Below are 22,274 nucleotides of genomic sequence, written 5' to 3'. Positions count from 1 at the left end.
GGTTACCCTCCAGATTTCACTTTAATCCACGGACGCCCGCTGTCCCATTCCAGCTCGGCATCAATATCATAAGCAGCTTTTATAAGTTCTTTATTTAATACCTCTTCTTTGCGTCCAGCTCCTGCTAGCTGTCCATCCTTCATTAACGCAACATGGGTGAACAGAGGAACAATTTCTTCAATATGATGAGTGACATAGACAACCATTACGTTCCGTTTACGAAGCCGGTCAATTTCAAGCAGCATTTTTTCACGCTCATACAGATCCAGCCCTGCACACGGCTCATCCATAATGAGCAGCTGAGGATCAGCCATCAGAGAACGAGCCAGCATCACCTTCTTACGTTCACCTTGGGACAACGTGCCGAGCGGATGATTAGCCAGATGACCAAAATTCATATCATCAAGCAATTCACGGGCCTGTTTCTCCACCTGCTCCGGAATCTGCTGATAAAAGCGAAGAAATGCATACGCTCCCGTGGCTACAACCTCCCATACCGGATCACGCAGAGACAGCTTTTCCATCAAGGACTGACTGATATAACCAATGCTCTTGCGAACCTCTCTGACATCACATCGGCCATACAGATTCCCGAGCACCTCAACCTGCCCAGAGCTGGGAAAAAAATAGCCTGTAATCATTTCAAGCAGCGTCGTCTTTCCACAGCCGTTTCGGCCAAGTATGACCCAGTGCTCCCCGGGCTTCATGTCGAGGGAAATATCGTTAAGGATCAGGCGGTCTTCCCTTTTGTAGTGAATATGCTGCAATGAGATCATCTCATCACTCCTCTGACAAAACTCAAAATATCCTGAACCGAGCCCATCCGGTACAATATCTTGTAAGGCTCTGCGTCATGATCAGTGACGGCCAATAGGGCCGGCACACTTCGCACTTGTAGCTGCTGGACCAGGTCAGGCAGAAAATTCACATCGCTCTCCAGCAGCATTCCGTCCGGAAGCATCGCCTCTGCAACCTCCAGCATTTTACGTGCAGCCTTGCAGGTTCCACAGAACGGAGTGTGTAAAAAGACAATAACCGGCTGTACCCCATTCCGTCCCTGCTTCCGCAGCTGCTGCTGCCAGGCCAGACGCTCCTTGAACTCCCGTTCTGAAATAGCAATCATGCTTCTGAATACCCTGCATTCTTAAGATACTCTGCCGGCATGGGACCATGATGAACCTTCACGCCCAGAGGCTTGTGCTGATAGAGCATCTCGTACATTCGCGTGCGTCCGGATGGACTTGAAGTGTGAAGAAAAATTTCTTCCGGATACAGCTGCTCCCGTACAATGGCCGCGGCCACATCCCCGCCGTTCATCACATCCGGCCCCAGCTCATAATCGAGAGATAGAATACCCACCTTGCACTCTCGCAGCAGCATTAGGCATTCTTCCCCGTTTCTAGCGAGAGCAAAGCCTGGGGGACAGGCACGCCAATCATCCAAATATACATGAATTATGGTCATTCCCTCCTTAGTTCAGCCAGGATCTCACTTTGGCAATATCTTGCCGGTGAGTTCCGTCCTCGCCTTTTTCCGTTTCCAAAATAAACACTTTATCAGCCAGCTCCCTGCTCTGCAGCAAGCTTTGCAGACACTCTTTTCCAATCCTGCCGCGCCCCACACGCTCATGACGATCCTTCCGGGAGCCGGCTCCGTATTTGGAGTCATTCAGATGAACGAGAGCCAATGACTCCCAATACCCGAGCTCTGAGCCCCGCTTCAAAAGCTGAGCCGTATTCTCCCCCTGCCACTGTCCGGAGGCAAACCAATGACAGGTATCCAGACAGAAGCCGATTTGGTCCGGAGACGAAGACAGCTCTCTCACCTTCACGCATTCTTCAAGCGTGATACCCATATCGCCATGGTCACCCGCCTGGTTCTCAATCAGCAGCTTGGCTTGTCCGTTCCACTCACGCAGCACCTCATTCATGCAGCGAATCATATTCTGGTAGGCAGTAAGCTGATCCTGACTGCTGCCGTGACCAAAATGCACCACGATTCCGAGGGAGCCGCAAGCTTCCGCAATGATCAAGTCATTGATCAGACAATCCACAGTCAGCCGGTAATGCTCTTTTCCCTTTAACAGACCAGCAGCCATATTCACAGGATAAGGCGTGTGCGCAACAGAAACAAGTCCATGCTCCTCGCAAAAGGCTCTGCATGACAGGCAGTCGTGAAAATCAGGGGTTTTTACGTGCAGCCGGCGCGGGTTCTTCGGGAAATATTGAAAGGCGTCACCGCCCATCTGCAAGGCTCGCCGAGCAGCGGCAGCATATCCGCCTTGAGTGCTTACGTGTCCGCCAACTTTAGGTGTGGTATGTGTGAAATTCATGTCCCTTTACGGCTGACAAACCGGACAATAAAATACTTTTCTACCGCTCAGCTCTGTCTTAACAATTGTGCTGCCACATCTGACGCAAGGCTGTCCTTCGCGATCATAAATCCTGAAGGATTCGTCAAAGCCGCCCGTTCGTTCATCTCCCTGAAATAGAGGCAGCTCCATATAACCGCCAGCCTCCAGAGCGTCAGTTAATACGCTCATTGCAGCATCATAAAGCCTGGAGATCTCGGACTCAGTCAATTGCTGAACCTTGGTTGAAGGATGCAACCCCGCTGCAAATGCAATCTCATCCGCATAGCTGTTACCGATCCCGGCAATAGCCTGCTGATTGACGAGCAAGCTTTTCAAGGTTCCCCTGCGACTCTGGAGAATCGCTGTGAAGCGCTCCCGGGTGAGCTTTCGGCTAAACAGATCCGGGCCCAGACCTTCCAGTGCAAGATCACTTTCTTTGGCAGAGAGCAGATGCAAATAGCCGAGTCTCAATCCGATAAAGTATAGCGTAGCAGACCCGAATGAAATTTCAATTTGTGTATTTCGGGACGGCTTGTCTTCATGTCCATGTCCCAAGTACAGCAATCCTCCAAGCATCAGATGCAGCAGCAGCCGTTTGCCGTCGCTTAAGTGGAAGATGAGGTATTTGCCTCTGCGTTCAATAAAAATGAAGCGTGAGCCTTTTAAAGTACTGGCAAACAGCTCAGGTGCCATGTTAATGGATTTCTCCCGCTGAACGGTTACATCCGTAATTGGGGTATTCAAGATTACTTCTGACAGCAGCCTGCGATAGTTCTCCATTTCCGGAAGCTCCGGCATGATGCATCTTCCCTTTCCATTCCAGCTTTATGTAAATAGCTCCCCGCTGCATAATAAGTCGGCAGCCTGCGATAGCGTTTCGCAAATGTAGTCTGGCGACACGCCTGCAGATGTACGGTGCTCCTCGATATTATACGGTGTCGTAATTCCCGTCATGACGAGTATGGTCTTGCAGCCTGCCTGAGCCCCTGCCGCAATATCGGTCCTCATATTATCACCAACCACAACAGCCTGTCTTGGTGAAATGCCCAGGCGGTCAGCCGCATAGTTCATCAGAATCGACGAAGGCTTGCCAATGACAATAGGCTTGACGCCCGAAGCGGCTTCGATGGCTGCACCCAGTGAACCGGCGCCAGGAGACAGGCCATCGTCCGAAGGCAGGAGCAGGTCCGGATTAGTCAGCACGGATACTGCACCGCCGTGAATCCACTGGACTGCACGGGCCAGCGAATCATAGCTGAGAGAACGGTATATACCTTGAACACAATAATCCGGCTGATCTTCTGTAACCTGCAGGCCAGCCTGTTCGATAGCCGCGTGAAGTCCCTCTTCTCCCAGAATCGCCACTTTTGCGCCCGGTAATTCACGGGAAATATAACTCGCCGCGGCAAGAGATGAAGTACACACCTCATCCGCTGCAGCATCAATCCCCATTTCCTTCAGGTGGTCTGCAACCTGCTCCGGAGTTCGTGAAGAATTGTTCGTCACAAACAGGAATGGCAGCTGACGCTCCCTCAGCCGGGATACGAATTGATCCGCTCCGGGAATGCGGCGCTTACCGTGATACAAGGTTCCGTCCAAATCAATCAAGATCCCTGTTGTGTGTATGCTCATCACGATCACACCCTTCCTTCATCCCATTAAATATTTATAAGGTTAACGATCATAATGTCTGCTTCAGGTCTAACAGACTTACAATTGACAACAGTCTACATCGAATGTATTCCCTTGTCATTTCCTGCGCTTTCCCGGAAAATAATTTTCTTATTCCCTGCGAGTGACAGGAAATAAAGCAAAGTCTTCCGCCAGCTTGGTGTCAGGAAACACCGCCTTGGCTTCCTCCAGCAGCGGCTGTAGATGCTCTACATCCTTGTATCTGGAGCTGAAATGAGTCAGCAGAAGCTGACGCGCGTTAGCTTGGAGCGCAGCCTCTGCGGCTTGCGTCGAGGTGCTGTGAAAATATTCAGCCGCGGTATCCGCAAGCTCATGCATGAAGGTTGCCTCGTGCAGCAACACATCGGCATCTTGGGCGAGCGGCACCACATTCTCGCAGGGTCTAGTGTCCCCCAGAATCGTTACGATCCGTCCCTTCTTGGGAGCCAGAAGCACCTGAGACGGATGCAGCATCTCCCCTTCGCGGAGCTCAACGCTTTCCCCGCGCTTTAGACGACCGTATAACGGGCCGGGCTTTAGGCCAAGCGCCTGCAGCTGATCCAAATCGAGACTGCCGGGGCGGTCCTTCTCGGTGATCCGGTAGCCATAGCTGTCTACCCGATGCTCTAATCTGGCGGCCTCGACCTTGAAGGTACCGTCTTCGAGTAATACGCCTCCATCATGCTCCACAATGTCGAGCGGATAATTCACTCTTGATTGACTAAGCGTCAGCGCTGTTTGAAGAAACGACTGTATTCCTACAGGTCCGAATACAGTCACCTTGGTGGCTGCTCCCTGCGCTCCACGGCTCGATAGCAGGCCGGGCAAGCCAAAAATATGGTCACCATGCATATGTGTAACAAAAATATATTCCAGCTTGCTCAGCTTCAGCGGAGAGCGGAGAATCTGATGCTGCGTTCCTTCGCCGCAATCAAACAGCCAGATGGTCCCGCGTTCTTCCAGCAGTCTTAAGGCAACTGAGGTGACGTTACGCTGCAAGGAAGGAACCCCTGCGTTCGTCCCTAGAAAATAGAGCTCCATGTCGTTTCTCCCTTCTATTTATGCAGGGATGTAAACCGTAGAAATCCTCCGAATACTCGGAGGATTTCCAGCGGCTGTACACCGCATATGATGTTAAGCTTTATCCACATTAAAATATTTAGCCTCAGGGTGACTAAACACCATGGCCGATACCGAAGCTTCCGGCTCCATCATAAAGCCTTCCGTCAATTCCACACCAATGTCTTCCGGCTTCAATAGCTGGAACAGCGGTCCCTGATCCTCCAGATCCGGACATGCCGGATATCCAAAGGAGACGCGAATACCTTGATAACGAGCACCCAGTCGACGCTTCATGGTCATATCCTCCGGATCCGGGAAGCCCCAGGAATCCCGCATCATATGATGGACACGTTCCGCCAGTCCCTCTGCGGTTTCCAGAGCAACTGCCTGGAGCGCATGAGATCTCAAATAATCGCCTTTGTCCTTCCACTCCGTAGACAGCTTGTTAACCCCATGCCCGGCCGTAACGACGAGAAAGCCGACATAATCCATAATTCCGCTGTCTGTAGACTTCAAGAAGTCAGACAAACACAGATAAGGCTCAACCTGCTGCCTTGGGAAGCTAAAACGATGAAGCACCGTTTTGGAGTCCGCTGGATCATAGATGAGAATATCATTGCCCTCCGACTGCGCCGGGAAGAAGCGGTACATAGCGTGTGCTTGAATAATCCCGTTGCGAATCGCTTCGTCAAAAATGCTGTCTACCGTCTCCTTTAATGAAACTGCTTTGGGATCCTGTGCTGCCAAGAGCTGCTCTACCGATCCCCGCAGGCCGAGGTGATGACCTAACAGCATCTGCATGTTTACATAAGGAAGAATATGAGAAATCGGGTAGTTACGAATAATATGACGATCCAAATCCGGCGGCATGTATACCGGCGCTTCCGTAGAAACCTCAGAACGCTTAATCCGCACCGGCTCTGGCATTACCTTAATTACAGTTTGGACCTGTGCATCCTCCTCGCGCTCCTGTTCAAGCTGCAGCTGCAGGCTGGAACGGTTAACCGGATCACTCAGCTTGTTGGCAAGATCAAGGCCGTCCATCGCATCCTTGGCATATAACACCATACCTTCGTACTCGGGACGAATCCGCGTCCGGGTAAATTTGCGTGTTAACGCTGCTCCGCCCACCATGATCGGAACGCTGATGCCCGCCGTTTTTAAATCCTGTGCCGTCAGAACCATCTGTTGGGCCGACTTCACCAGCAGACCGGATAACCCGATTGCATCGGGCTGTTCTCTGCGATACGCTTCAATGATCTGCTCCGGTGGTACTTTTATACCCAAGTTAACAATATGGTAACCATTGTTCGCAAGGATGATTTCTACCAGATTTTTTCCAATATCATGCACATCACCCTTGACTGTGGCGAGCATGATTTTCCCCTTAACTGACGATTCGTTTTTCTCCATAAATGGTTCCAGATAAGCTACTGAAGCCTTCATGACTTCCGCACTCTGCAGCACCTCGGCAACGATCAGCTCGTTATTATTAAACAGTCTCCCAACCTCGGACATCCCTTCCATCAGGGGACCATTGATAATTTGCAGCGGTGAGCTTTTTTTGAGGGCTTCATTCAGATCCGGGATCAAGCCTTCCTTGGAGCCTTCAACCACGTAAGATGCTAGACGCTCTTCTAGAGAAAGGTTCGAGATCTTTTCCTTCTTCTCAACCTTCTTATTCCGGAATGCGGCTACAAAAGCGGAAAGGGTATCATCATTGGTCCGGTAGATCAGATCCTCCGCAAGGCGCTTCTCCTCATCGGAGATAGAAGCATAACGCTCCAGCTTCTCGGTATTGACGATGGCATAATCGAGGCCCGCCTTCGTGCATTCATATAAGAATACCGAGTTCAGCACCTCTCTGCCCGCCTCCGGCAAGCCAAACGAAACATTACTAATCCCCAGAATCGTATGGCACTCCGGCATTGCCTCTTTAATGAGACGAATTCCTTCAATCGTTTCTTTGGCCGAGCCAATATACTGCTCATCCCCGGTACCTACCGGGAACACCAGCGTGTCAAAAATAATATCCTCCGGCTTGATTCCGTATTTATGAACCAAGAGCTCATAGGAGCGCTTTGCAACGTTTAATTTATCCTCCCGGTGTATGGCCTGGCCGCTCTCGTCAATGGTACCCACGACCACCGCAGCACCGTACTTATGAATCAATGGAGTTACATGCTCAAACTTTTCTTCGCCATCCTCAAGGTTAATGGAGTTAATAATCGCTTTCCCCTGGGAGTAGCTCAAGGCCAGATCAATCACTTCCGGATCGGTTGTGTCAATCATCAAGGGCACCTTGACCTTTTTGACGACAAGCTCCAGGAACGCGATCATATCGGCCTTCTCCTCCCGATCGGGGTCCTGAACGCAGACATCAATAATATGTGCACCGTTCTTGACCTGCGCCCTGGCTATTTCCGAGGCCTCTTCATACTTGCCTTCTACAATAAGACGCTTGAACTTCCGCGAGCCGAGCACATTCGTCCGCTCGCCGACCATATATGGACGGTTATCCTGTTCAATGTAGACGGGATCAATTCCGGAAAGCGCGGGCAGATGGCTGCCTGACAGCGGGCGCGGTGCATAGCGGCTCATTACCTCACTTAATGCCCGGATATGCTCCGGTGTCGTTCCGCAGCACCCTCCGGCAATGTTCAGCCAGCCTTTTTCGGCAAAAGCACCCATTTTTTGCGCCAAGGATTCCGGAGACTCATGATAGTGACCATTCTCATCTGGCAGTCCTGCGTTTGGATAGCAGCTAATCGCCGCACTCGACATATCTGACAGCGAACGAATGTGGTCTCTCATAAACTCCGGACCCGTAGCACAGTTGAGCCCGATGGAAATCGGCTGTATATGCTCTAATGAAATGCAGAAGGCCTCAATATTCTGACCGGCGAGTGTGGTTCCCATTGGCTCAATCGTACCTGATATCATAATTGGCAGCTGAACGCCACATGACTCAAAAGCCTGACGAATGCCAATCGTACCCGCCTTAACATTCAGCGTATCCTGCGATGTTTCCAGCAGCAGCGCGTCAACCCCGCCCTCAATGAGAGCTACAACCTGCTCTTCGTAGCTCTCAATCAGCTCGGCAAACGTCACGCCTCCGGTCACCGACAGCGTCTTCGTCGTGGGTCCTAGGGCCCCGATTACGTAACGCGGGCGCTCTGGTGTCGAATATTTATCTACAGCAGCACGCGCTAAGCGAGCAGCCTCCAAATTGATTTCTTTGGCTAAATGCGGGATATCGTATTCGGCCAATACCACGGATGTCGCGCCAAAGGTATTGGTCTCGATTAGATCTGCACCCGCCTCGAGGTATTTTTCATGTATATATTGAATCACGTCCGGCCGCTCAAGCACCAGCATTTCGTTACAGCCATCCAGTTCTTCTCCACCAAAATCCTCTGGAGAGAGGTCCTCCTGCTGAATCATGGTGCCCATTGCACCATCGAGGATTAATATTCGTTCTTTTAGCATATCTTGTAAACTTGGCTTACTCAAAGCTACCCCTCCCCGTAAAACGTTAAATCTTAGTGTAACAGAATTAAATTCATTAGGAAAGAATGATTATAACGTGAATTATGCGGCGCAATCATATAAAATACAGGTAAAGGGATGACAAGCTGCTTGTAAAACCTTATAATACTTATTATTCCAAGTGGAGAAAGAGGGATATAATCATGGCTGAAATTGTAATTCGCAACACGAACGAAAGAATCTCCGGCGAGGAAAATGTTCGTCAATTCCTAAACTCGCAAGAGGTCGTATACGAGCATTGGAATATGGATAAGCTTCCACAGGAGCTGCAGGAGCAGTTTTCACTCTCTGATGATGACAAGAAACGAATTCTTGATATTTTTGATGAAGAAATTCGGGATCTGGCTGCCCGCCGCGGCTATAAAATCTGGGACGTCATCACCCTGTCTGAATCTACCCCTAACCTGGAAGAGCTTCTGCAAAAATTTGAAGAGGTTCACACTCATACTGAAGATGAAATCCGCGCTATTGTTGGCGGTAAAGGCATTTTCATTATTAAAGGTGCAGAGGATGTAGGTTATTTTAATGTGGAATTGGAGCCGGGGGACGTTATTTCCGTACCTGAGAATACGCCGCACTTCTTTACATTAATGGATAACAAGCAAATTGTAGCCGTTCGTTTGTTCATTGAAGCCAATGGCTGGATCGCGACACCCGTGCCTAACCCAGGCCTGTAAAAACGATCAGGAACCAGCAAAAGCAGCAAGGCCTCAGAGGTCTTGCTGCTTTTGCATTGTACAATATTCATAGTATGGCGGTGACCAGCATGTGCGCTATGGGGTAACCTGTAGTTCCTTGACAGGCATGGAATGCATTCCCCTCGCGGTAACGTGAGAGACAATTCGGTATGTACCCGTATCCGTAAACCTCTTCTGAAGTTCATAATTTCCGTTGCCGGAGTGCTGTGCCGGGACCTTTACCTGCATGCCTCCGCCTTCCTGCGTAATTTCGAATTCTACGGTATCCGCATCATCCACCGGTTCGCCCGATTGAGTGACCTTCGCGATCATGGACACAGCCTCGCCGACAGCGGCCACCTCTTTGCTCAAAGTTAATTCAATGAGGATCGGATCCTCTAGCACCCATTCCCCGCCACTCCCTTTGACGGACTCCCCACTGCAGCCAGCCAGTGCAATCGCGGCGAGCAGGAGCGCGGACCATAGAGCAGCATTTCTTTTCAAAGACAGCTTCGTGCCAGTGCTCTTCATATAAATTCACCTGCTTTAGTATCGGTTCTACATCCGTAAGGTCATTATACATGATTCCTCTCCTTCGATGCATTGCGGGAGACTTACAATTATGTGACGATTCAACCCGCCGGAGTTATAAAAAGACCTGGAGACCACCTTCAATTGAGGAAAGTGTCTCCAGGCATTCTTCATTTGCTGTATTCAATCAGAGCTTTGATAAAGCTTCTGATATTGGTGTACTGCCCTCAATCAGCTCAAACGATTTGCCCTGTGTGTTAGGCTCTAATAATGCAGTCACAATGGCAGCAGCAACATCTGCTCTTGGAATACTTCCAGGCTCAAGACTCGGCCCCGCTTCAATGTTTCCACTGCCCTCGTCATTGGTCAGCGCACCCGGACGCAATATCGTATAAGAAAGTCCGCTGGATTCAACGGCCTGATCGGCATAGTGCTTGGCCACATAATATGGCTTGATGCTGTCGCTCCAGCGCTCCCGTTCACCTGCACCCATAGCACTCACCAGCACAAACCGGTCAATGCCTGCTTTCAAGGCTGCCTCGGAAGCTTTCACCGCCCCGTCGAGGTCGATCAGCAGCGTCATATCTGCCCCGGTATCCCCTCCAGAGCCTGCAGCAAAAACAACTGCTTCACAGCCTTCAAGCGCCTTCGCCAGTGTGTTGACATCATCCTCCAGATTAAGCAGCACAGGATCTGCACCGAGTTCTTCAAAATACCCTGCCTGATCACTGCTTCGTATCAAAGCTCTTACCTCACCATGCTGCTCTCGAATCCAGAGGTCTGTGAAGATTCTTCCAATTTGTCCGTTTGCTCCAAACACTGCTGTCTTCATCGTGAATTCTCCTCTCTAGGTTTAGATCTCATGGTCATCATGGTCATCATGGTCTACCTGTATAATTACCTGAATGAGAGAATGTGAAACACAGCTTTAGAGGCACGAAGTAAAAAGGGAACGCTAAAAAGCCCCGAATCATATTCGGGACTTCAATAGCGCAGCATATAAGGATTGTTTATGTAAGCTGCAGCTCATTTAAGATGGGGTGCAGCTCCTTCAGATCCTGAATTTCGTAATTCGGAAGGATTGCAGGATCTTTAGGACGGTCGGTTCGATTAATCCAGACGGTTGTCAGTCCGGCCGCATTACCGCCCTTAATGTCAGTTGTCAGCTTATCCCCTACCATTATAGCCCGCTGTGGATCGACCTCCAGCATGCTGAGCGCATGCAGGAAAATGGAAGGATCAGGTTTACCCTTACCGAAGCTGCCTGAGATCACAATGTGATCAAAATACGGAGCCAGATCAGGCACTCCATCCAGCTTCTCTTGCTGCAAATCCGGACTGCCGTTCGTCAGCAGCAGCAGCTTAACCTTACCTTGCAGCGACTTCAACACTTCAAACGTTTCTGCGTACACGTAAGGGCGCTTTCTTCGTTCCGCGGCGAACTGTTCCGCCAGTGCAGCGGCCAGCTCCTCATTCTGCACTCCGAGCCTGTTCAGTGCCTTGTCCCAGGACGATTTGCGGTAGCCTGGCGCCAGCTCCTGCAGCCGGCGAAACTCTGGCTGTTCCCCTGCCGTGAAGTTCGCCCACAAGCCTTCGTAAGGATTAATGCCGATCATTTGAGTAAAAGCAAATGTATCATAGGTTTCATAAAGCTTACGAGCTTCTTCACGAACAGCTGCAAGCAGCTCCCCGGCATCAATGGAGACAGCGTCGGCAGCTGCTTTGCAGGTAGCTGTAAAGGCCTCTTCTACACTTCGCTCATCCCATAGCAGGGTATCATCCAAATCAAACAACACAGCAGCAGTAGACATGTCCCTCTCCCCTTCAATCTTCTGTAATTTGTCGGTTACTCGCGCTCCACCGCAATTTGGTGCATGCTGGCGAATTCCTCCAGCCTTTTTCCCATAGCATCCGTGTCATATCGGTTAATCAGACGGGAAAACACCCAATTGCCGCCCTTTGCTGACGTCTCAATAACGACAGAGCCGTTCAAAAGCCGAATCTTGCTAATTTCGGAAGGTGATAGCTTCCGTTCGCGATTGAATTTGAACGTTGACAGCGTATTTCGGCCAACCTTCAAGAACGGCTTTCTCAAAAAAATCATGATCGCAAGCAGCACATACAGACTAACTCCTACCCAGTTCAGAACGTCGCTTGCTCCAGCCGCGCTCGCTGTAGCTCTGCCCAACAAAGCGTACAGACCTGCCAGGGCCAGAAGCACAATCGGCAGTACATATTTACGACCCTTAAAAATGTGTCCATCAGCCGCTGTACCGTTACCGCCAATAGAGGTCTGGCCCTGCTTCTTACGCTGTTTATTGACCTGGGCCAGGTTCTTGCTTACTTTTCTTTCCCATGAACGAGACATGTCCTTACCCCTTTATTCATGTTTATTTAAAAAGCAGACTTAATGCTTTAAGCCTTTCCCTTTACCGGGCTCTTCATCAACAAATTCAATGGAATCCAGCTGCTGCCGGAAATTTCTTCTTATATTATTGAGATAGATTTCACGAAGCTCAGCACGCTCCTGCTGCTCCTGCTCCGTTAACCCCTCCGTCTTATTCTTTCTCGCTAGAACGTTAATACGCTCCACCAATGCATCAATGTCCATCTGAATACCTCCACTTATATGTTCATTTCTAACTGTGACATGAGAAAAAGAGCTTGTCAAGAAAGCGGCCTTGACCAAGCTCTTTATTATGAAAGAGTCAGATATATTATATCATTATCTGTGAAGAAACAGATACGTCATTTTAAATAATGCAGATCAAGGAGAATGAGTATACATTAAGCCTAATCCCTATGACAGTTTAGTAGAGGGGTAAGCTCAGAACCTCTCCGAATTTAATATCATGGCTATTCAGTCCGTTAAACTTCGCAACGGTATGAATATAGTCACGGATGTCCATGGAATCCGGCTTGTGACTAGCTGCAATGCTCCATAAGGTGTCACCTGACTGCACAACGATCTCCCTCACCTCAGCAGGTTCCTCTACCCCGTTTGCAAATACAGTCAATGCACTGCTAAAGCCCAGAAAGAACACGAACAGAATACCTAACAGCTTTTTGCGGTTTAAAGACATTATGTAATTCAAAGCTTGAGATAAGGACTTCCTCCCCTGTGCCCTAGCTTGCGGCTGCGCCGGGTGGTCATAAATACTCCGATAAGTACTATATTTCAGCATGTCGATCATCTCCCAAACAAATGTTCTGTTTGAATCTACTATAACAAGAACACTTGTTTGTTTCAAGCGTTTTTTACGAACAATTGTTCCGAGAAAAATTATTTAGAACTAATGTTTGTACGAACGGTAGTTCTATGTTATACTTTTACCAAACGTTACATAAATGGGGTTGATAAGGAATGTCGAAGATATCCAGCCGCCAATTGGCCATATTGGAATTTATCCGTACAGAAGTACGCAGTAAAGGGTATCCGCCTTCAGTTCGTGAGATTGGCGAAGCCGTCGGACTGGCCTCCAGCTCTACGGTACACGGTCATTTAGACCGTCTGGAGAAGAAGGGCCTGATTCGCCGAGACCCTACTAAGCCTAGAGCGATTGAACTGCTGGGCCAGGAAGAGTCAGAGAGCAGCAATCTTTTCACGCATACGATTTCCAGAGTGCCTGTAGTCGGTAAGGTTACCGCCGGCGTTCCGATCACCGCTACGGAGAATATTGAAGATTACTTCCCGCTGCCTCAGCATTTTGTTGGCGATGACAAGATTTTCATGCTTTCCGTCGCTGGCGACAGTATGGTTGAGGCTGGAATTATCAATGGAGATTACGTGATCGTGAGACAGCAGCAGACCGCGGACAATGGAGATATTGTCGTCGCCATGACCGAAGAGGACGAAGCTACAGTCAAGACCTTCTATAAGGAAAAGGATCATATCCGTCTTCAGCCAGAGAACTCGGCGTACGAGCCGCTTCGCTTGAATCATGTATCGATTTTAGGTAAAGTAGTAGGCATTTTTAGAGATATTCATTAGGAATATTCACCATCTAATTAAGAGAAGATGACCTCTGTACTTGTACAGGGTTATCTTTTTTTGTTGTTGCTTCCGAAATAAAAAAGCTGCCACTGTATTATAAAATTATAAAACATAAATTCTGGATTTTTAAAAATTCTTTAGATAAGACTGAATGGCTCTTGTAGCTTTTTTTGTTATTTCGCTATCTATTTTAGCCTCTGCATTCTGCTGGACAATAATTATCAAGTTTTTATAGCTAAAAGTTAAAATATCTGTTTTTTGAGATAGGTTCTGATCAATGTCAGATAGACCTTTAGTTTTACTATATTCAATAATGTCGTTTCCTATAAAATTTTTAGTGTAGGCAAACTTTATAATTACTTGCTTAGTGGTATCTTCATCTTCAAAAATTAGCATTCTTTGAGTTGTTCGTATTGGTGTGTTATTTTCTATCTTTCCTTCCAAAGATAAAATCTCTCGGTAGCGTCAAGAAGTTTGTGTAAGGCGGTAAGGATATCCATCGGGACGATGGATATGAGTGATGTCTGAATGTTGAGACCGTGTTGTTCGTGGGGGACAAAGCCCCACGTTTGTGCGGTCGTTACTGGTTACTCATGGGTAGCGGATAGCGTTCGTCAAACATCTCAGCAAGCTTCTTTTTGACCTCTGTCATTCCGAATCCAGGTGTGACGCGTTCTGCATACGTATCGTTGTACTCAATGCATTGTAAGTAGACGACTTTCTCGGCCGCATCCATATTCGTTAAACTGTTCATTGGCTTGAGCCGCTTACGAAACTCCTTGTTCATACGCTCGATGGGGTTCGACGTATAGATGGCCTTCTTCAGTGCTGCGGGGTACTTGTAGAACGTCAACAGCGTCGACAGCTGGCTCTCCCATGACTTCATCTCCTTCGGGTAAAGCTTGCCCCATTTGGACTTCACCGTGTCGAAGGCGGCAAGCGCCATCTCATGGTCGATCGCGTTATAGATCGTTTTCAGATCGTTAATCACGTCGGTCTTGTGCTCCACCCGAATCTTCGGGAAGGTCGCTCGGACCTTGTGTACGATGCAGTGTTGCACATCGGCCTTCGGATAGGTCTCCCGGAAGGCATCGTCCAAGCCCGGCAAGCCATCGAACACGCCGAGCAGCACTTCTTCGACTCCACGGCTATAGAGGTCTTTCAACACCTCGCGCCAGCCGTTAGAGCTCTCCTGCCCGCCGATGTAGAAGCCGAGGATCTGACGATGTCCGTGCTCGTCGATCCCCATCGCGAAATAGATGACCTCGCCGCTTACCGTGCTGCGCTTTAACTTGACGTACATCCCGTCTAAATAGATGACGGCGTAGCGCTTGGAGAGCGGGCGTTCTTGCCAGATCTGAATGTCTTCAAGCACAGTTGCCGTAATATTGCTTACCGTCGTCGGAGAATAGTGGCTGCCGAACATGCTCTCGATGAAGCGAGCGACGTCACGGGTGCCCATGCCGCTTTTGTACATTTGGATGACAGCTTCCTCCAACCAACCGTCACGACGTTGATACGGTTCGAACACTTGCGTCTGGAACTCGCCGTTACGATCTCGCGGAACCGACAGGTCCTCGATGTTGCCGTATTTCGTGTGAAGGGAGCGCTTATAGTAGCCATTGCGGCTATTGTGTCTGCAGGACTCGTCCGATTCCATAAAGGCTGTAATTTCAGCACGCATTATGCGCTCGAGGTTATCCTGTACAAATTGCATGACAAGATTTTCAAATAGATTATTCATCGTGTTTTCGGTTATATTAGTCATCGGTAGGGTCCTTTCTCTGGTGGCATCGCAACCCCGAGAATACCCTACTTTTTTTGTGTTCGGCTAGACCACAAATTCTGGTACACAACTTATTTTACGCCATCAAATCTCTCGTGTGTTAAACGATAAATCCTTATCGACTATTACTAACTCCTCTTCAAAAGTTCCGTTTTTTAAGTCAAATCCTTCAATTTTTAAAGTTTTAGCAGAATCAAAAAATAGTTTGTCAAAAATTTTATACGATATCACTTGATTTGATAATGCATTGTTATCTGATACAGGTTTATTAACTTCATGAGTATCCTTCGTAACTTCAACCTCCCCCTTACAACCCATAATGAATAATAGCGTAATTAATATAAGCAAAACACGTAAGTTTCTCATCATCTCTCCTCCTAGAAAACAGTTTTTCTATTTGTATTCTTCTATCCTATGATTGCACATCATATCAAGGAAGACATTATGTAATGTCCCAAATTCACACTGTTTCCCGTGCCTTACTTTGAAGCACAAGGATGAACAGATACGCCAAGTCGCAGAGGTTTCGTTAAACCATCCAATTTGATGAGAACACAATGCGGAAAAAGGTGTCTAAACTACTGTCACGCTGGGCTTCAATTCTAAGAAAACGACCTACAAGATGGCAAAAGCCGATCCCTAAAAAAGCTCCGTTTCACGAGGAAATCATGCCAGCGCTAAAAAACAAATGGTGGACGGGCGTATCGATCATCTGCAATTTGAGAATGAGTCAATAATTCCCACTTACCTGACCGCCTTACAATACAACTGGTGTCCCTTGAAGCAAACCACGGCTGACTGTCTTAAGTTTTTTGCCCGAGTACATTCCTGAGTTGAACCCTGATGAAGGTTTGTAGAAGCTCTTAAAACAGGACGTCGTTCACTGTGTATTATTCAGTTAATTCTACCACATATATACTAGCTCTTTATGAGGAAGATAAATTTTCCATCTATCAGATTATTTGGATCACTTACTTGTTTGGATTTAAATTTTATAGTTCGGTTTTGAGCCTAAATATCGTTTTTATATTTAATTATTGGAAATCCCCGTTTACTCTCAAACATGTACAAGAACGCTTAGGTCATGGAAGTATTCGGATAACATCCGATGTGTACGCTCACGTGTTTAAAAAACTTGAGGCTACGAATATGTATAAGTGCGAGTGTCACAAGAAAAACATTTTCGAGTAATTTGTGGGTGAATTGTGGGTGTTCAAATATATTCCTTATACCGATTCGTATTGCCCCCCAAAACAAAAACCCCTCACGCCATACGGCGCAAGGGATTCCTCTTTTAGTACATGGTCATGTATTGATCGCGTTCCCATCCGTGAACCTGTGTGCGGTTTATGGTCATGGCTATCAAACAGAATTTTTTCTTCATTAATATATAGGAATCAAGGGGGCTTTAATAAATCAGTTGTCAAAGCTTTTTAGAGTTTATTTTGATCAAGGGGGCAAACGGGGGGCAATTTGGGGGGCATTTGCTTCGTGTCGTAAATGCCCTTAAAAAATAACATTCAATTATAAATGAAATATTTGAGCTTATCAGTGATATTGTTTCAGCAAAACGCTGGGGAGAATATTATATAAATTTTTCCAATGTATTTATACGTTCTTTTTCAGACATTATCATCAGAATTTTGTTGATCATTTCAAATAACATTCTGTAAATGTATACTAACCGTTTTATTCCCGCCTCTTCATTTTTTGTTATTCTTGCCTCTTCATTCTTAGGAAACTTTTCTGCCATAGAGTTTAAAACCATTGGTATATTTTTATAAAATCCAATTGTAATTGAAGCAGCTAATTGAAATCTAAAGTAACGCGATACTTTTTTATAAGGGACTTTTTCAGATTGAGAGTGTTTTCTAATCAAAGAATTAATTGCATCTTCTGTAATATCTCCCATCACAACATAACCTCTCTTAAAGATTATTGCTGGCATCACAGATACAAGACACACTGCCAATATTGGTAAAAGTAAGTAATAATCAGAATGTACATTATACATACGAAATTTAATTCCGACACCTATACTTGTACCAGCTATAATTACTAGCAAGATACTAACAATTAAAAATGAAATGCTCAAGCCCTGGTGCCCCCTCTCTCTCCGTTCTCAAGAGCTACAGCGGTCTGTAAGCTTGCCTTTTCTAATTCCAATTCTTCTACGTATTCTCCTAACCAATCGGCTAGCGTCCAAATAACTGTTAAACCAGAAAAAAGCCAATACCACTTTACAGCAAAGCCATTACCTTCAAAGAATGGGAATGATTCAATTTTTATATTTAGATTATTATCTACAGTCAAAGCTCCAAATACAGCTATTAAATTCAGCATAATAGTAAGAACTGCTATAGTCATCCCTACCCCTTTGGTAAATGATCTAATTTTTGTTGTAGGCGTACATTTAGCATAGTCAAATAACAAACCACAACCAAGCATGAATAAACCAACAAAAACACTATTACCTGGAGAAACTGTTATCCCTAAGATTATCCATGTAATCAAGTTGTAAGAAACTCTCCATCCTGGATGAGAAAAATTCGAAGCCTTGTCCTGTTTTCGAGGCATTTAGTATTGTTCATCCCCTTAAATTTCCATTTAAACATTTATAATAGCGAACTGTTTTTTTTCATATCACACTATAGTTAAAACAAGTATAATCAATTTGGAATTTGATGTAAATATATTTCCTATCAAATAATCTTTCACGCTGTGAGTAATTATTATCCAGTACGTTATACGTTTAAATATTCGGTAACTTTATCTGCAAATATATAGGATTTGAAGTATGTCTTCCTCGTAGATTAAATGCTATCGAAGTTTTTACAGACCAAGTATTGAGCATACCGTTGTTAATTGGCAATGTCTAATTGAAAATCCCAAGCGTTTGGAAATATGAAAAAGGCCCGGGACGCCATACCCAGGCCTTTTTATTATGCCGTTTTGGTTTGCACTTCTCTCTTGCCGAGGATCCCCATGAATCCGCCGATAATGAAAAGAATTGCAGATAATATGTAGAAGAAAGAGATGCTGATAAATCCAGCAATGCCGCTGATTACCATTAAAACACCAGCTACTTTAGGTTTTGGCTTAGACATTGCAGCTCCGATAATGCCAAGAATGCTAAATATCATGGCCGTTAATCCAAGTCCTAGAATACTGGAAGTACCGTCATTTGAAAAAGCAGCGTCAATACCTCCGACCGTCAGAGCGATAATCGAAGCAATCACACCAAAAATACCTGCTACCAGACCCATTGCAAACATAGAATGACCTCCTAATATATGGTTCTAATGTACTATACATGATATTATACAAATATCAAAGCAATTTTTGTAATATTATAGGGGGTTCTGTTATGATCACCGAAATAAAGCTTGCTCTTCAAAACCGCCAGCAGCTGACAATACGTACAATAGACGGAGATAGGCTGCAAGGCATACCTGAAGCATGCACCGACCGTGTGAAGCTTCGTATCAATCAAGGTGTTGTATACGTGCCCTTGGCGGATATAGTGCATGTAAGCCGAATAATTAATTTTCAATCAAAAGGAGGGTGTATATGAAATTTATCAAACATCAGTTATCAGTCGATGACATCAAAACACTTACGAAGCAAGAAGTTGAGAGATTTCATGAATCAGCTTTATGGGGCGATCCTGAACCGGGAGAATTCTTCTATGACTTTTCGACTGACAAAGTACATATGCTCAAGGAAGTAAGAACTGAAGATAGCAGCTATTATTTAGTATACGAAGATGGAAAAACAGATGATTGGGATACGTGTTTCCCTTTGCTCGATATGGGACAATTCTTAGATCTTCTTTCGTATGATACTAATATAGAGGTTCGAAGTTGGGGCAATGGTTGGCTAGTGCTTTATGAGGGCCGATTTTTCGAAGCAGATCGCGAAGAATTAGTTGATGTTCTATTTAAAGTCCTTAAAACTAAATTATCTCATTAGTTAAAAATCCTACTAGTATTTTACTTATCTAGTAGGATTTTTAATTTATTTTAGAATTCTTATTAGTATTCCAGAGGCAATTCCCGAAACAGTAATCATAGTAGCAATAATCCAAAGTACTAATTTAATGTGAAGTTTGCCGACAGAGTCGCTAACATCAGTTTTAGAAGCCAGATTTAATTGACCCTTCATGTCTAGGATGAGTTCTTTAAAATCACCTTTGGAAGGGATTTCGTTAAATTTGTTCTCCATTTTTTCGAGTGACTGTTTAAGTTCTTTATGTTGATAATCACCTGTAGTCTTCAAATAATCCTGTAGGTTAGCAATATCTGAACTTACTTTCTTTTCGATTTCTAATTGAGCAATTCTTAGGTCAGAGGATGTTGCATGTTTTTCTAAGGCTGTTTTTAATTCAGATATAGAATGTTCTAATTTATCAACTCTTCGACGAAGATCATCCATACCATTACCTCCTCCTCCTTGATTAGAAGCAGTTGCAATCTGAACTATTGATGTGAGTTCCTTTAGTATGCTCTCAAACTCAGACACAGGGTAATGCGGGTAATCCAAAGAAATGTCTAATTTACGTTTCTTATCTCTTCTTATTTTAACCTCATCAAGTATATTTTCATCTACTGACTTGGGATTGGACAAATTTTCAACCCTATTCTCCATTAGAATCACCATCTATTTTTTCTTCTTCTAAGTTTTGTCCCTTCCTAATCAGTAACTCAGTTTGGTACAATTCAACATCATTTAAATAAATAAAAATTTTATGTATACCATATTCGTTAATTGCTAATCCACTCTGTTTGGATGCTTTAAGATTAAAGTATAACATTTTTTGGGATTCCTTAACTCTTTTTTCTTCAACTATACGATCTATTAATGAAGTAGCATCTCCTTCGAATATTATTTCCCCTGATGGTGTTTCCACCTCGATTGTTAACGATTCAACCGTGGTTACATCTAGCCGTAACCCCATAACAAAATGAAAATCTATCTTAGTGGGAACAATTACTCGTTTAAAAAAGTAGGGATTATATAATATAGTCGCTTCTGACTCCCCCATATCTGTAACATCATTCGCTAAAGTAAAAAAGTAGACTTTATTCTTAGTTGATTCATTCACTACCATTAATATCACCCACAATTATGATTATCCATACATTTCCTATAATTTACTATAATAAATAAAAAGTTACTAGTGTTTTTTTAAAATTTATAAGACTAAAGAACTAATTGCATTAGTTTATATTATTTTACTAACTTAAATTATTGATTTTAATTTTCTTATTTAATCACTTTATGAAAATTTTTAGTAAATCAAAATAGAAATGACCCTGCCAGACATAGCCGGTAGGGTCAATGTGTTACTTCTGTTGATTATTAATAAAACGACTCAGCATCACAGCTATTTCCTCCCGGGTGATCGGCGCACCTGGCCGGCTGCCATCCACGTAGCCCTGTTCGGTCATTGCTTTCCATGCCGTAGCAGCCCACGAGCTTACAACATTGATATCCCGTTCATTCTTGGACACCGCAGCTTCCTCCTTCTTTTTCAGGCCGAGGTGATTTGCAATCCCGGTCACATGCCCTTGAATAAGAGCGTCCAGCACTTCCTGCCGTTTCAACAGACCGGCATCATTCGAAACATCAACAAACAGATTCTCGGTCAGCACTGCAGGCATCTTGCTCTCCCGAACCATATGCAGGTTCGCACTCTTCTGGCCGCGATTCGTAACACGATAAGGATTGAGTGCCGCCATGATTTCACGATGCAGGGAGATTTGCAGTGCAGCTGAAGCCGGCATTGCATTGGTAAAGCGAAACGTCTCAAAGCCGCCTGAGCCGCCTGCAGCATTACAATGGATAGACACCAGGATATCAGCGCCCGCCTTATTAGCAGCTGCGGTCCGTTCTGAAAGCTCCAGAAACACGTCCGTGCTTCGGGACATAAGAACCTCAATACCCTCGTATTCAGTTTCCAGCTGCTTCTTAATCCCTTGGGACAACTTCAGCACAATATCTTTCTCCTGCAGCCCATTAGCTGTAGCACCCGGATCTTTACCGCCATGGCCTGCGTCGATCCATACCTTCTTACTCAATTTGATCAGCTCCAATCTTGGTTTGTTTAACGACCTGATGACCAAACACGGCAAAGGCACCGGCAAGGATGCCCTGGATTATGGATTCCATGCTCCAGCCGATGACGCCAACGGTGAAGAGAATAGCCACCGCCAGCACAATATAAATGATGGACCAGTCCGGCACCTTGGGTGTCTGTTTCAAGATGAAGCCAATCACCCAGCATGCGGCCACAACGATCAACAGCCGCGGATCAACCAACTCAAAAATCATGTTCCATTCCATTTCAAATTCCGCCTCCCATTTCTTCTTTTCGGTCCAAGCGCTTGTGAGCTTGCTTGGCCGATTCTTCGACTCGTGTCACGCGCTCAGACAAAGCATCAATCCGCTGACCTTGCACCCTTTGCTCGAGCCTAATATCATCTACTCCCCGTTTGATGTAATCCACATCAGCGCGTTGGAGCGCGTCAGCTCCAGCCTCTTGGATTAGATCTTGACGATATGATCTGGTGCGGCCGATCCAACCCAACACAATACCGCTTATAGCAGCGATTAATGCAATCATGGCAGTGATGTCCACCCTTCTTCCCC

At 45.9% G+C, this 22,274-nt stretch carries 28 protein-coding genes; 3 read left to right on the top strand and 25 right to left on the bottom strand.

Features of this window, described 5'->3' with window-relative positions:
- Window positions 1-2 precede the first annotated feature (2 nt).
- From E6C60_RS10130 to metH, 8 genes are all read right to left on the bottom strand, one after another.
- Window positions 3-776: an ABC transporter ATP-binding protein gene (locus E6C60_RS10130; protein WP_138225748.1), complete on the bottom strand. Its 774-nt coding sequence runs from the start codon at window positions 774-776 to the stop codon at window positions 3-5.
- On the bottom strand, window positions 773-1,123 hold the full coding sequence (locus tag E6C60_RS10125; protein WP_138225747.1) for a thioredoxin family protein: 351 nt from the start codon (window positions 1,121-1,123) through the stop codon (window positions 773-775). Before E6C60_RS10125 ends, E6C60_RS10130 begins: the two co-directional genes overlap by 4 nt.
- The gene (locus tag E6C60_RS10120; protein WP_138227730.1) at window positions 1,120-1,458 is read right to left on the bottom strand and encodes a cyclic-phosphate processing receiver domain-containing protein; all 339 of its coding nucleotides are present in this window, start codon (window positions 1,456-1,458) and stop codon (window positions 1,120-1,122) included. The genes E6C60_RS10125 and E6C60_RS10120 overlap by 4 nt, the downstream gene beginning before the upstream one ends.
- A gap of 13 nt (window positions 1,459-1,471) precedes the next feature.
- Window positions 1,472-2,332, bottom strand: a complete 861-nt coding sequence (locus E6C60_RS10115; RefSeq protein ID WP_138225746.1) for a deoxyribonuclease IV — start codon at window positions 2,330-2,332, stop codon at window positions 1,472-1,474.
- Window positions 2,333-2,338: 6 nt separating this feature from the next.
- A complete protein-coding gene (mutM, locus tag E6C60_RS10110) occupies window positions 2,339-3,151 on the bottom strand; it encodes a DNA-formamidopyrimidine glycosylase (protein ID WP_138225745.1) in 813 nt (270 codons plus the stop codon).
- 27 nt (window positions 3,152-3,178) lie between these two features.
- Window positions 3,179-3,985 (bottom strand): TIGR01457 family HAD-type hydrolase, encoded by an 807-nt coding sequence (locus tag E6C60_RS10105; protein WP_138227729.1) that lies wholly within the window; start codon window positions 3,983-3,985, stop codon window positions 3,179-3,181.
- A 150-nt stretch (window positions 3,986-4,135) separates the two neighbouring features.
- On the bottom strand, window positions 4,136-5,065 hold the full coding sequence (gene rnz / locus E6C60_RS10100) for a ribonuclease Z (RefSeq protein ID WP_138225744.1): 930 nt from the start codon (window positions 5,063-5,065) through the stop codon (window positions 4,136-4,138).
- 93 nt (window positions 5,066-5,158) lie between these two features.
- Entirely contained in the window at window positions 5,159-8,599 is a 3,441-nt protein-coding gene (gene metH, locus E6C60_RS10095; RefSeq protein ID WP_138225743.1) for a methionine synthase, read from the bottom strand.
- Between the two features lie 179 nt (window positions 8,600-8,778).
- On the opposite strand from metH, the gene E6C60_RS10090 reads away from it, so the two are divergent.
- Window positions 8,779-9,312 carry a cupin domain-containing protein gene (locus E6C60_RS10090; RefSeq protein ID WP_138225742.1) on the top strand — a complete coding sequence of 178 codons (534 nt, stop codon included), beginning with the start codon at window positions 8,779-8,781 and terminating at the stop codon, window positions 9,310-9,312.
- A 96-nt stretch (window positions 9,313-9,408) separates the two neighbouring features.
- On the opposite strand, the gene E6C60_RS10085 is transcribed toward E6C60_RS10090, so the two are convergent.
- The 6 genes from E6C60_RS10085 to E6C60_RS10060 form a co-directional block, all read right to left on the bottom strand.
- A complete protein-coding gene (locus E6C60_RS10085) occupies window positions 9,409-9,843 on the bottom strand; it encodes a FixH family protein (protein ID WP_138225741.1) in 435 nt (144 codons plus the stop codon).
- A 187-nt stretch (window positions 9,844-10,030) separates the two neighbouring features.
- The gene (locus E6C60_RS10080) at window positions 10,031-10,675 is read right to left on the bottom strand and encodes an SDR family oxidoreductase (RefSeq protein WP_138225740.1); all 645 of its coding nucleotides are present in this window, start codon (window positions 10,673-10,675) and stop codon (window positions 10,031-10,033) included.
- 178 nt (window positions 10,676-10,853) lie between these two features.
- On the bottom strand, window positions 10,854-11,654 hold the full coding sequence (locus E6C60_RS10075; RefSeq protein WP_138225739.1) for an HAD family hydrolase: 801 nt from the start codon (window positions 11,652-11,654) through the stop codon (window positions 10,854-10,856).
- Between the two features lie 35 nt (window positions 11,655-11,689).
- Window positions 11,690-12,211 carry a hypothetical protein gene (locus tag E6C60_RS10070; protein ID WP_138225738.1) on the bottom strand — a complete coding sequence of 174 codons (522 nt, stop codon included), beginning with the start codon at window positions 12,209-12,211 and terminating at the stop codon, window positions 11,690-11,692.
- A gap of 39 nt (window positions 12,212-12,250) precedes the next feature.
- Window positions 12,251-12,454: a DUF896 domain-containing protein gene (locus E6C60_RS10065; RefSeq protein ID WP_138225737.1), complete on the bottom strand. Its 204-nt coding sequence runs from the start codon at window positions 12,452-12,454 to the stop codon at window positions 12,251-12,253.
- 199 nt (window positions 12,455-12,653) lie between these two features.
- The gene (locus E6C60_RS10060; protein WP_217496401.1) at window positions 12,654-12,926 is read right to left on the bottom strand and encodes a LysM peptidoglycan-binding domain-containing protein; all 273 of its coding nucleotides are present in this window, start codon (window positions 12,924-12,926) and stop codon (window positions 12,654-12,656) included.
- Between the two features lie 281 nt (window positions 12,927-13,207).
- On the opposite strand from E6C60_RS10060, the gene lexA reads away from it, so the two are divergent.
- Window positions 13,208-13,834, top strand: coding sequence for a transcriptional repressor LexA (gene lexA, locus E6C60_RS10055; RefSeq protein ID WP_138225735.1), 627 nt, complete (start codon window positions 13,208-13,210; stop codon window positions 13,832-13,834).
- Between the two features lie 129 nt (window positions 13,835-13,963).
- On the opposite strand, the gene E6C60_RS10050 is transcribed toward lexA, so the two are convergent.
- The 6 genes from E6C60_RS10050 to E6C60_RS10025 all read right to left on the bottom strand — a co-directional run bounded on the left by E6C60_RS10050 (window position 13,964) and on the right by E6C60_RS10025 (window position 18,898).
- On the bottom strand, window positions 13,964-14,281 hold the full coding sequence (locus E6C60_RS10050) for a hypothetical protein (RefSeq protein ID WP_138225734.1): 318 nt from the start codon (window positions 14,279-14,281) through the stop codon (window positions 13,964-13,966).
- Between the two features lie 136 nt (window positions 14,282-14,417).
- Entirely contained in the window at window positions 14,418-15,605 is a 1,188-nt protein-coding gene (locus E6C60_RS10045) for an IS256 family transposase (RefSeq protein WP_138225733.1), read from the bottom strand.
- 102 nt (window positions 15,606-15,707) lie between these two features.
- Window positions 15,708-15,992, bottom strand: a complete 285-nt coding sequence (locus E6C60_RS10040) for a hypothetical protein (protein WP_138225732.1) — start codon at window positions 15,990-15,992, stop codon at window positions 15,708-15,710.
- Window positions 15,993-17,208: 1,216 nt separating this feature from the next.
- Complete coding sequence (locus E6C60_RS10035; protein WP_138225731.1) at window positions 17,209-17,718, bottom strand: hypothetical protein; 510 nt, start codon at window positions 17,716-17,718, stop codon at window positions 17,209-17,211.
- The gene (locus tag E6C60_RS10030) at window positions 17,715-18,137 is read right to left on the bottom strand and encodes a hypothetical protein (protein WP_217496400.1); all 423 of its coding nucleotides are present in this window, start codon (window positions 18,135-18,137) and stop codon (window positions 17,715-17,717) included. Before E6C60_RS10030 ends, E6C60_RS10035 begins: the two co-directional genes overlap by 4 nt.
- Window positions 18,138-18,565: 428 nt before the next feature.
- The gene (locus E6C60_RS10025) at window positions 18,566-18,898 is read right to left on the bottom strand and encodes a DUF4064 domain-containing protein (RefSeq protein ID WP_138225729.1); all 333 of its coding nucleotides are present in this window, start codon (window positions 18,896-18,898) and stop codon (window positions 18,566-18,568) included.
- Window positions 18,899-19,193: 295 nt separating this feature from the next.
- Here E6C60_RS10025 and E6C60_RS10020 point away from each other — a divergent pair, with 295 nt between their 5' ends.
- Window positions 19,194-19,595, top strand: coding sequence for an SH3-like domain-containing protein (locus tag E6C60_RS10020; protein WP_138225728.1), 402 nt, complete (start codon window positions 19,194-19,196; stop codon window positions 19,593-19,595).
- A 45-nt stretch (window positions 19,596-19,640) separates the two neighbouring features.
- Here E6C60_RS10020 and E6C60_RS10015 read toward each other — a convergent pair whose 3' ends face one another.
- From E6C60_RS10015 to E6C60_RS09995, 5 genes are all read right to left on the bottom strand, one after another.
- A complete protein-coding gene (locus E6C60_RS10015; RefSeq protein ID WP_138225727.1) occupies window positions 19,641-20,249 on the bottom strand; it encodes a hypothetical protein in 609 nt (202 codons plus the stop codon).
- Between the two features lie 10 nt (window positions 20,250-20,259).
- Window positions 20,260-20,727: a hypothetical protein gene (locus E6C60_RS10010; RefSeq protein ID WP_138225726.1), complete on the bottom strand. Its 468-nt coding sequence runs from the start codon at window positions 20,725-20,727 to the stop codon at window positions 20,260-20,262.
- Window positions 20,728-20,968: 241 nt separating this feature from the next.
- On the bottom strand, window positions 20,969-21,703 hold the full coding sequence (locus E6C60_RS10005) for an N-acetylmuramoyl-L-alanine amidase (protein WP_138225725.1): 735 nt from the start codon (window positions 21,701-21,703) through the stop codon (window positions 20,969-20,971).
- Window positions 21,696-21,968 carry a phage holin family protein gene (locus E6C60_RS10000; RefSeq protein WP_138225724.1) on the bottom strand — a complete coding sequence of 91 codons (273 nt, stop codon included), beginning with the start codon at window positions 21,966-21,968 and terminating at the stop codon, window positions 21,696-21,698. Before E6C60_RS10000 ends, E6C60_RS10005 begins: the two co-directional genes overlap by 8 nt.
- A gap of 1 nt (window position 21,969) precedes the next feature.
- Complete coding sequence (locus tag E6C60_RS09995) at window positions 21,970-22,263, bottom strand: hypothetical protein (protein WP_217496399.1); 294 nt, start codon at window positions 22,261-22,263, stop codon at window positions 21,970-21,972.
- Window positions 22,264-22,274 lie beyond the last annotated feature (11 nt).

It is taken from the genome of Paenibacillus algicola, assembly GCF_005577435.1.
Taxonomy (GTDB): Bacteria; Bacillota; Bacilli; order Paenibacillales; family Paenibacillaceae; genus Paenibacillus_AQ; species Paenibacillus_AQ algicola.
Note: the sequence above shows the minus strand (reverse complement) of the source record. Positions and strands in the feature narration are given on the sequence as shown.

Excerpts from the sequence above, each read along its gene's own strand:
- E6C60_RS10065 (WP_138225737.1), bottom strand. The coding sequence starts at position 12,454 with ATGGACATTGATGCATTGGTGGAGCGTATTAACGTTCTAGCGAGAAAG.
- E6C60_RS10040 (WP_138225732.1), bottom strand. The coding sequence starts at position 15,992 with ATGATGAGAAACTTACGTGTTTTGCTTATATTAATTACGCTATTATTC.
- E6C60_RS10130 (WP_138225748.1), bottom strand. The coding sequence starts at position 776 with ATGATCTCATTGCAGCATATTCACTACAAAAGGGAAGACCGCCTGATC.
- E6C60_RS10060 (WP_217496401.1), bottom strand. The coding sequence starts at position 12,926 with ATGTCTTTAAACCGCAAAAAGCTGTTAGGTATTCTGTTCGTGTTCTTT.
- E6C60_RS10000 (WP_138225724.1), bottom strand. The coding sequence starts at position 21,968 with ATGGAATGGAACATGATTTTTGAGTTGGTTGATCCGCGGCTGTTGATC.
- E6C60_RS10020 (WP_138225728.1), top strand. The coding sequence starts at position 19,194 with ATGAAATTTATCAAACATCAGTTATCAGTCGATGACATCAAAACACTT.
- E6C60_RS10085 (WP_138225741.1), bottom strand. The coding sequence starts at position 9,843 with ATGAAGAGCACTGGCACGAAGCTGTCTTTGAAAAGAAATGCTGCTCTA.
- E6C60_RS10045 (WP_138225733.1), bottom strand. The coding sequence starts at position 15,605 with ATGACTAATATAACCGAAAACACGATGAATAATCTATTTGAAAATCTT.
- E6C60_RS10025 (WP_138225729.1), bottom strand. The coding sequence starts at position 18,898 with ATGTTTGCAATGGGTCTGGTAGCAGGTATTTTTGGTGTGATTGCTTCG.
- E6C60_RS10105 (WP_138227729.1), bottom strand. The coding sequence starts at position 3,985 with ATGAGCATACACACAACAGGGATCTTGATTGATTTGGACGGAACCTTG.
- E6C60_RS10075 (WP_138225739.1), bottom strand. The coding sequence starts at position 11,654 with ATGTCTACTGCTGCTGTGTTGTTTGATTTGGATGATACCCTGCTATGG.
- rnz (WP_138225744.1), bottom strand. The coding sequence starts at position 5,065 with ATGGAGCTCTATTTTCTAGGGACGAACGCAGGGGTTCCTTCCTTGCAG.
- lexA (WP_138225735.1), top strand. The coding sequence starts at position 13,208 with ATGTCGAAGATATCCAGCCGCCAATTGGCCATATTGGAATTTATCCGT.
- E6C60_RS10070 (WP_138225738.1), bottom strand. The coding sequence starts at position 12,211 with ATGTCTCGTTCATGGGAAAGAAAAGTAAGCAAGAACCTGGCCCAGGTC.
- E6C60_RS10080 (WP_138225740.1), bottom strand. The coding sequence starts at position 10,675 with ATGAAGACAGCAGTGTTTGGAGCAAACGGACAAATTGGAAGAATCTTC.
- E6C60_RS10115 (WP_138225746.1), bottom strand. The coding sequence starts at position 2,332 with ATGAATTTCACACATACCACACCTAAAGTTGGCGGACACGTAAGCACT.
- E6C60_RS10125 (WP_138225747.1), bottom strand. The coding sequence starts at position 1,123 with ATGATTGCTATTTCAGAACGGGAGTTCAAGGAGCGTCTGGCCTGGCAG.
- mutM (WP_138225745.1), bottom strand. The coding sequence starts at position 3,151 with ATGCCGGAGCTTCCGGAAATGGAGAACTATCGCAGGCTGCTGTCAGAA.
- E6C60_RS10090 (WP_138225742.1), top strand. The coding sequence starts at position 8,779 with ATGGCTGAAATTGTAATTCGCAACACGAACGAAAGAATCTCCGGCGAG.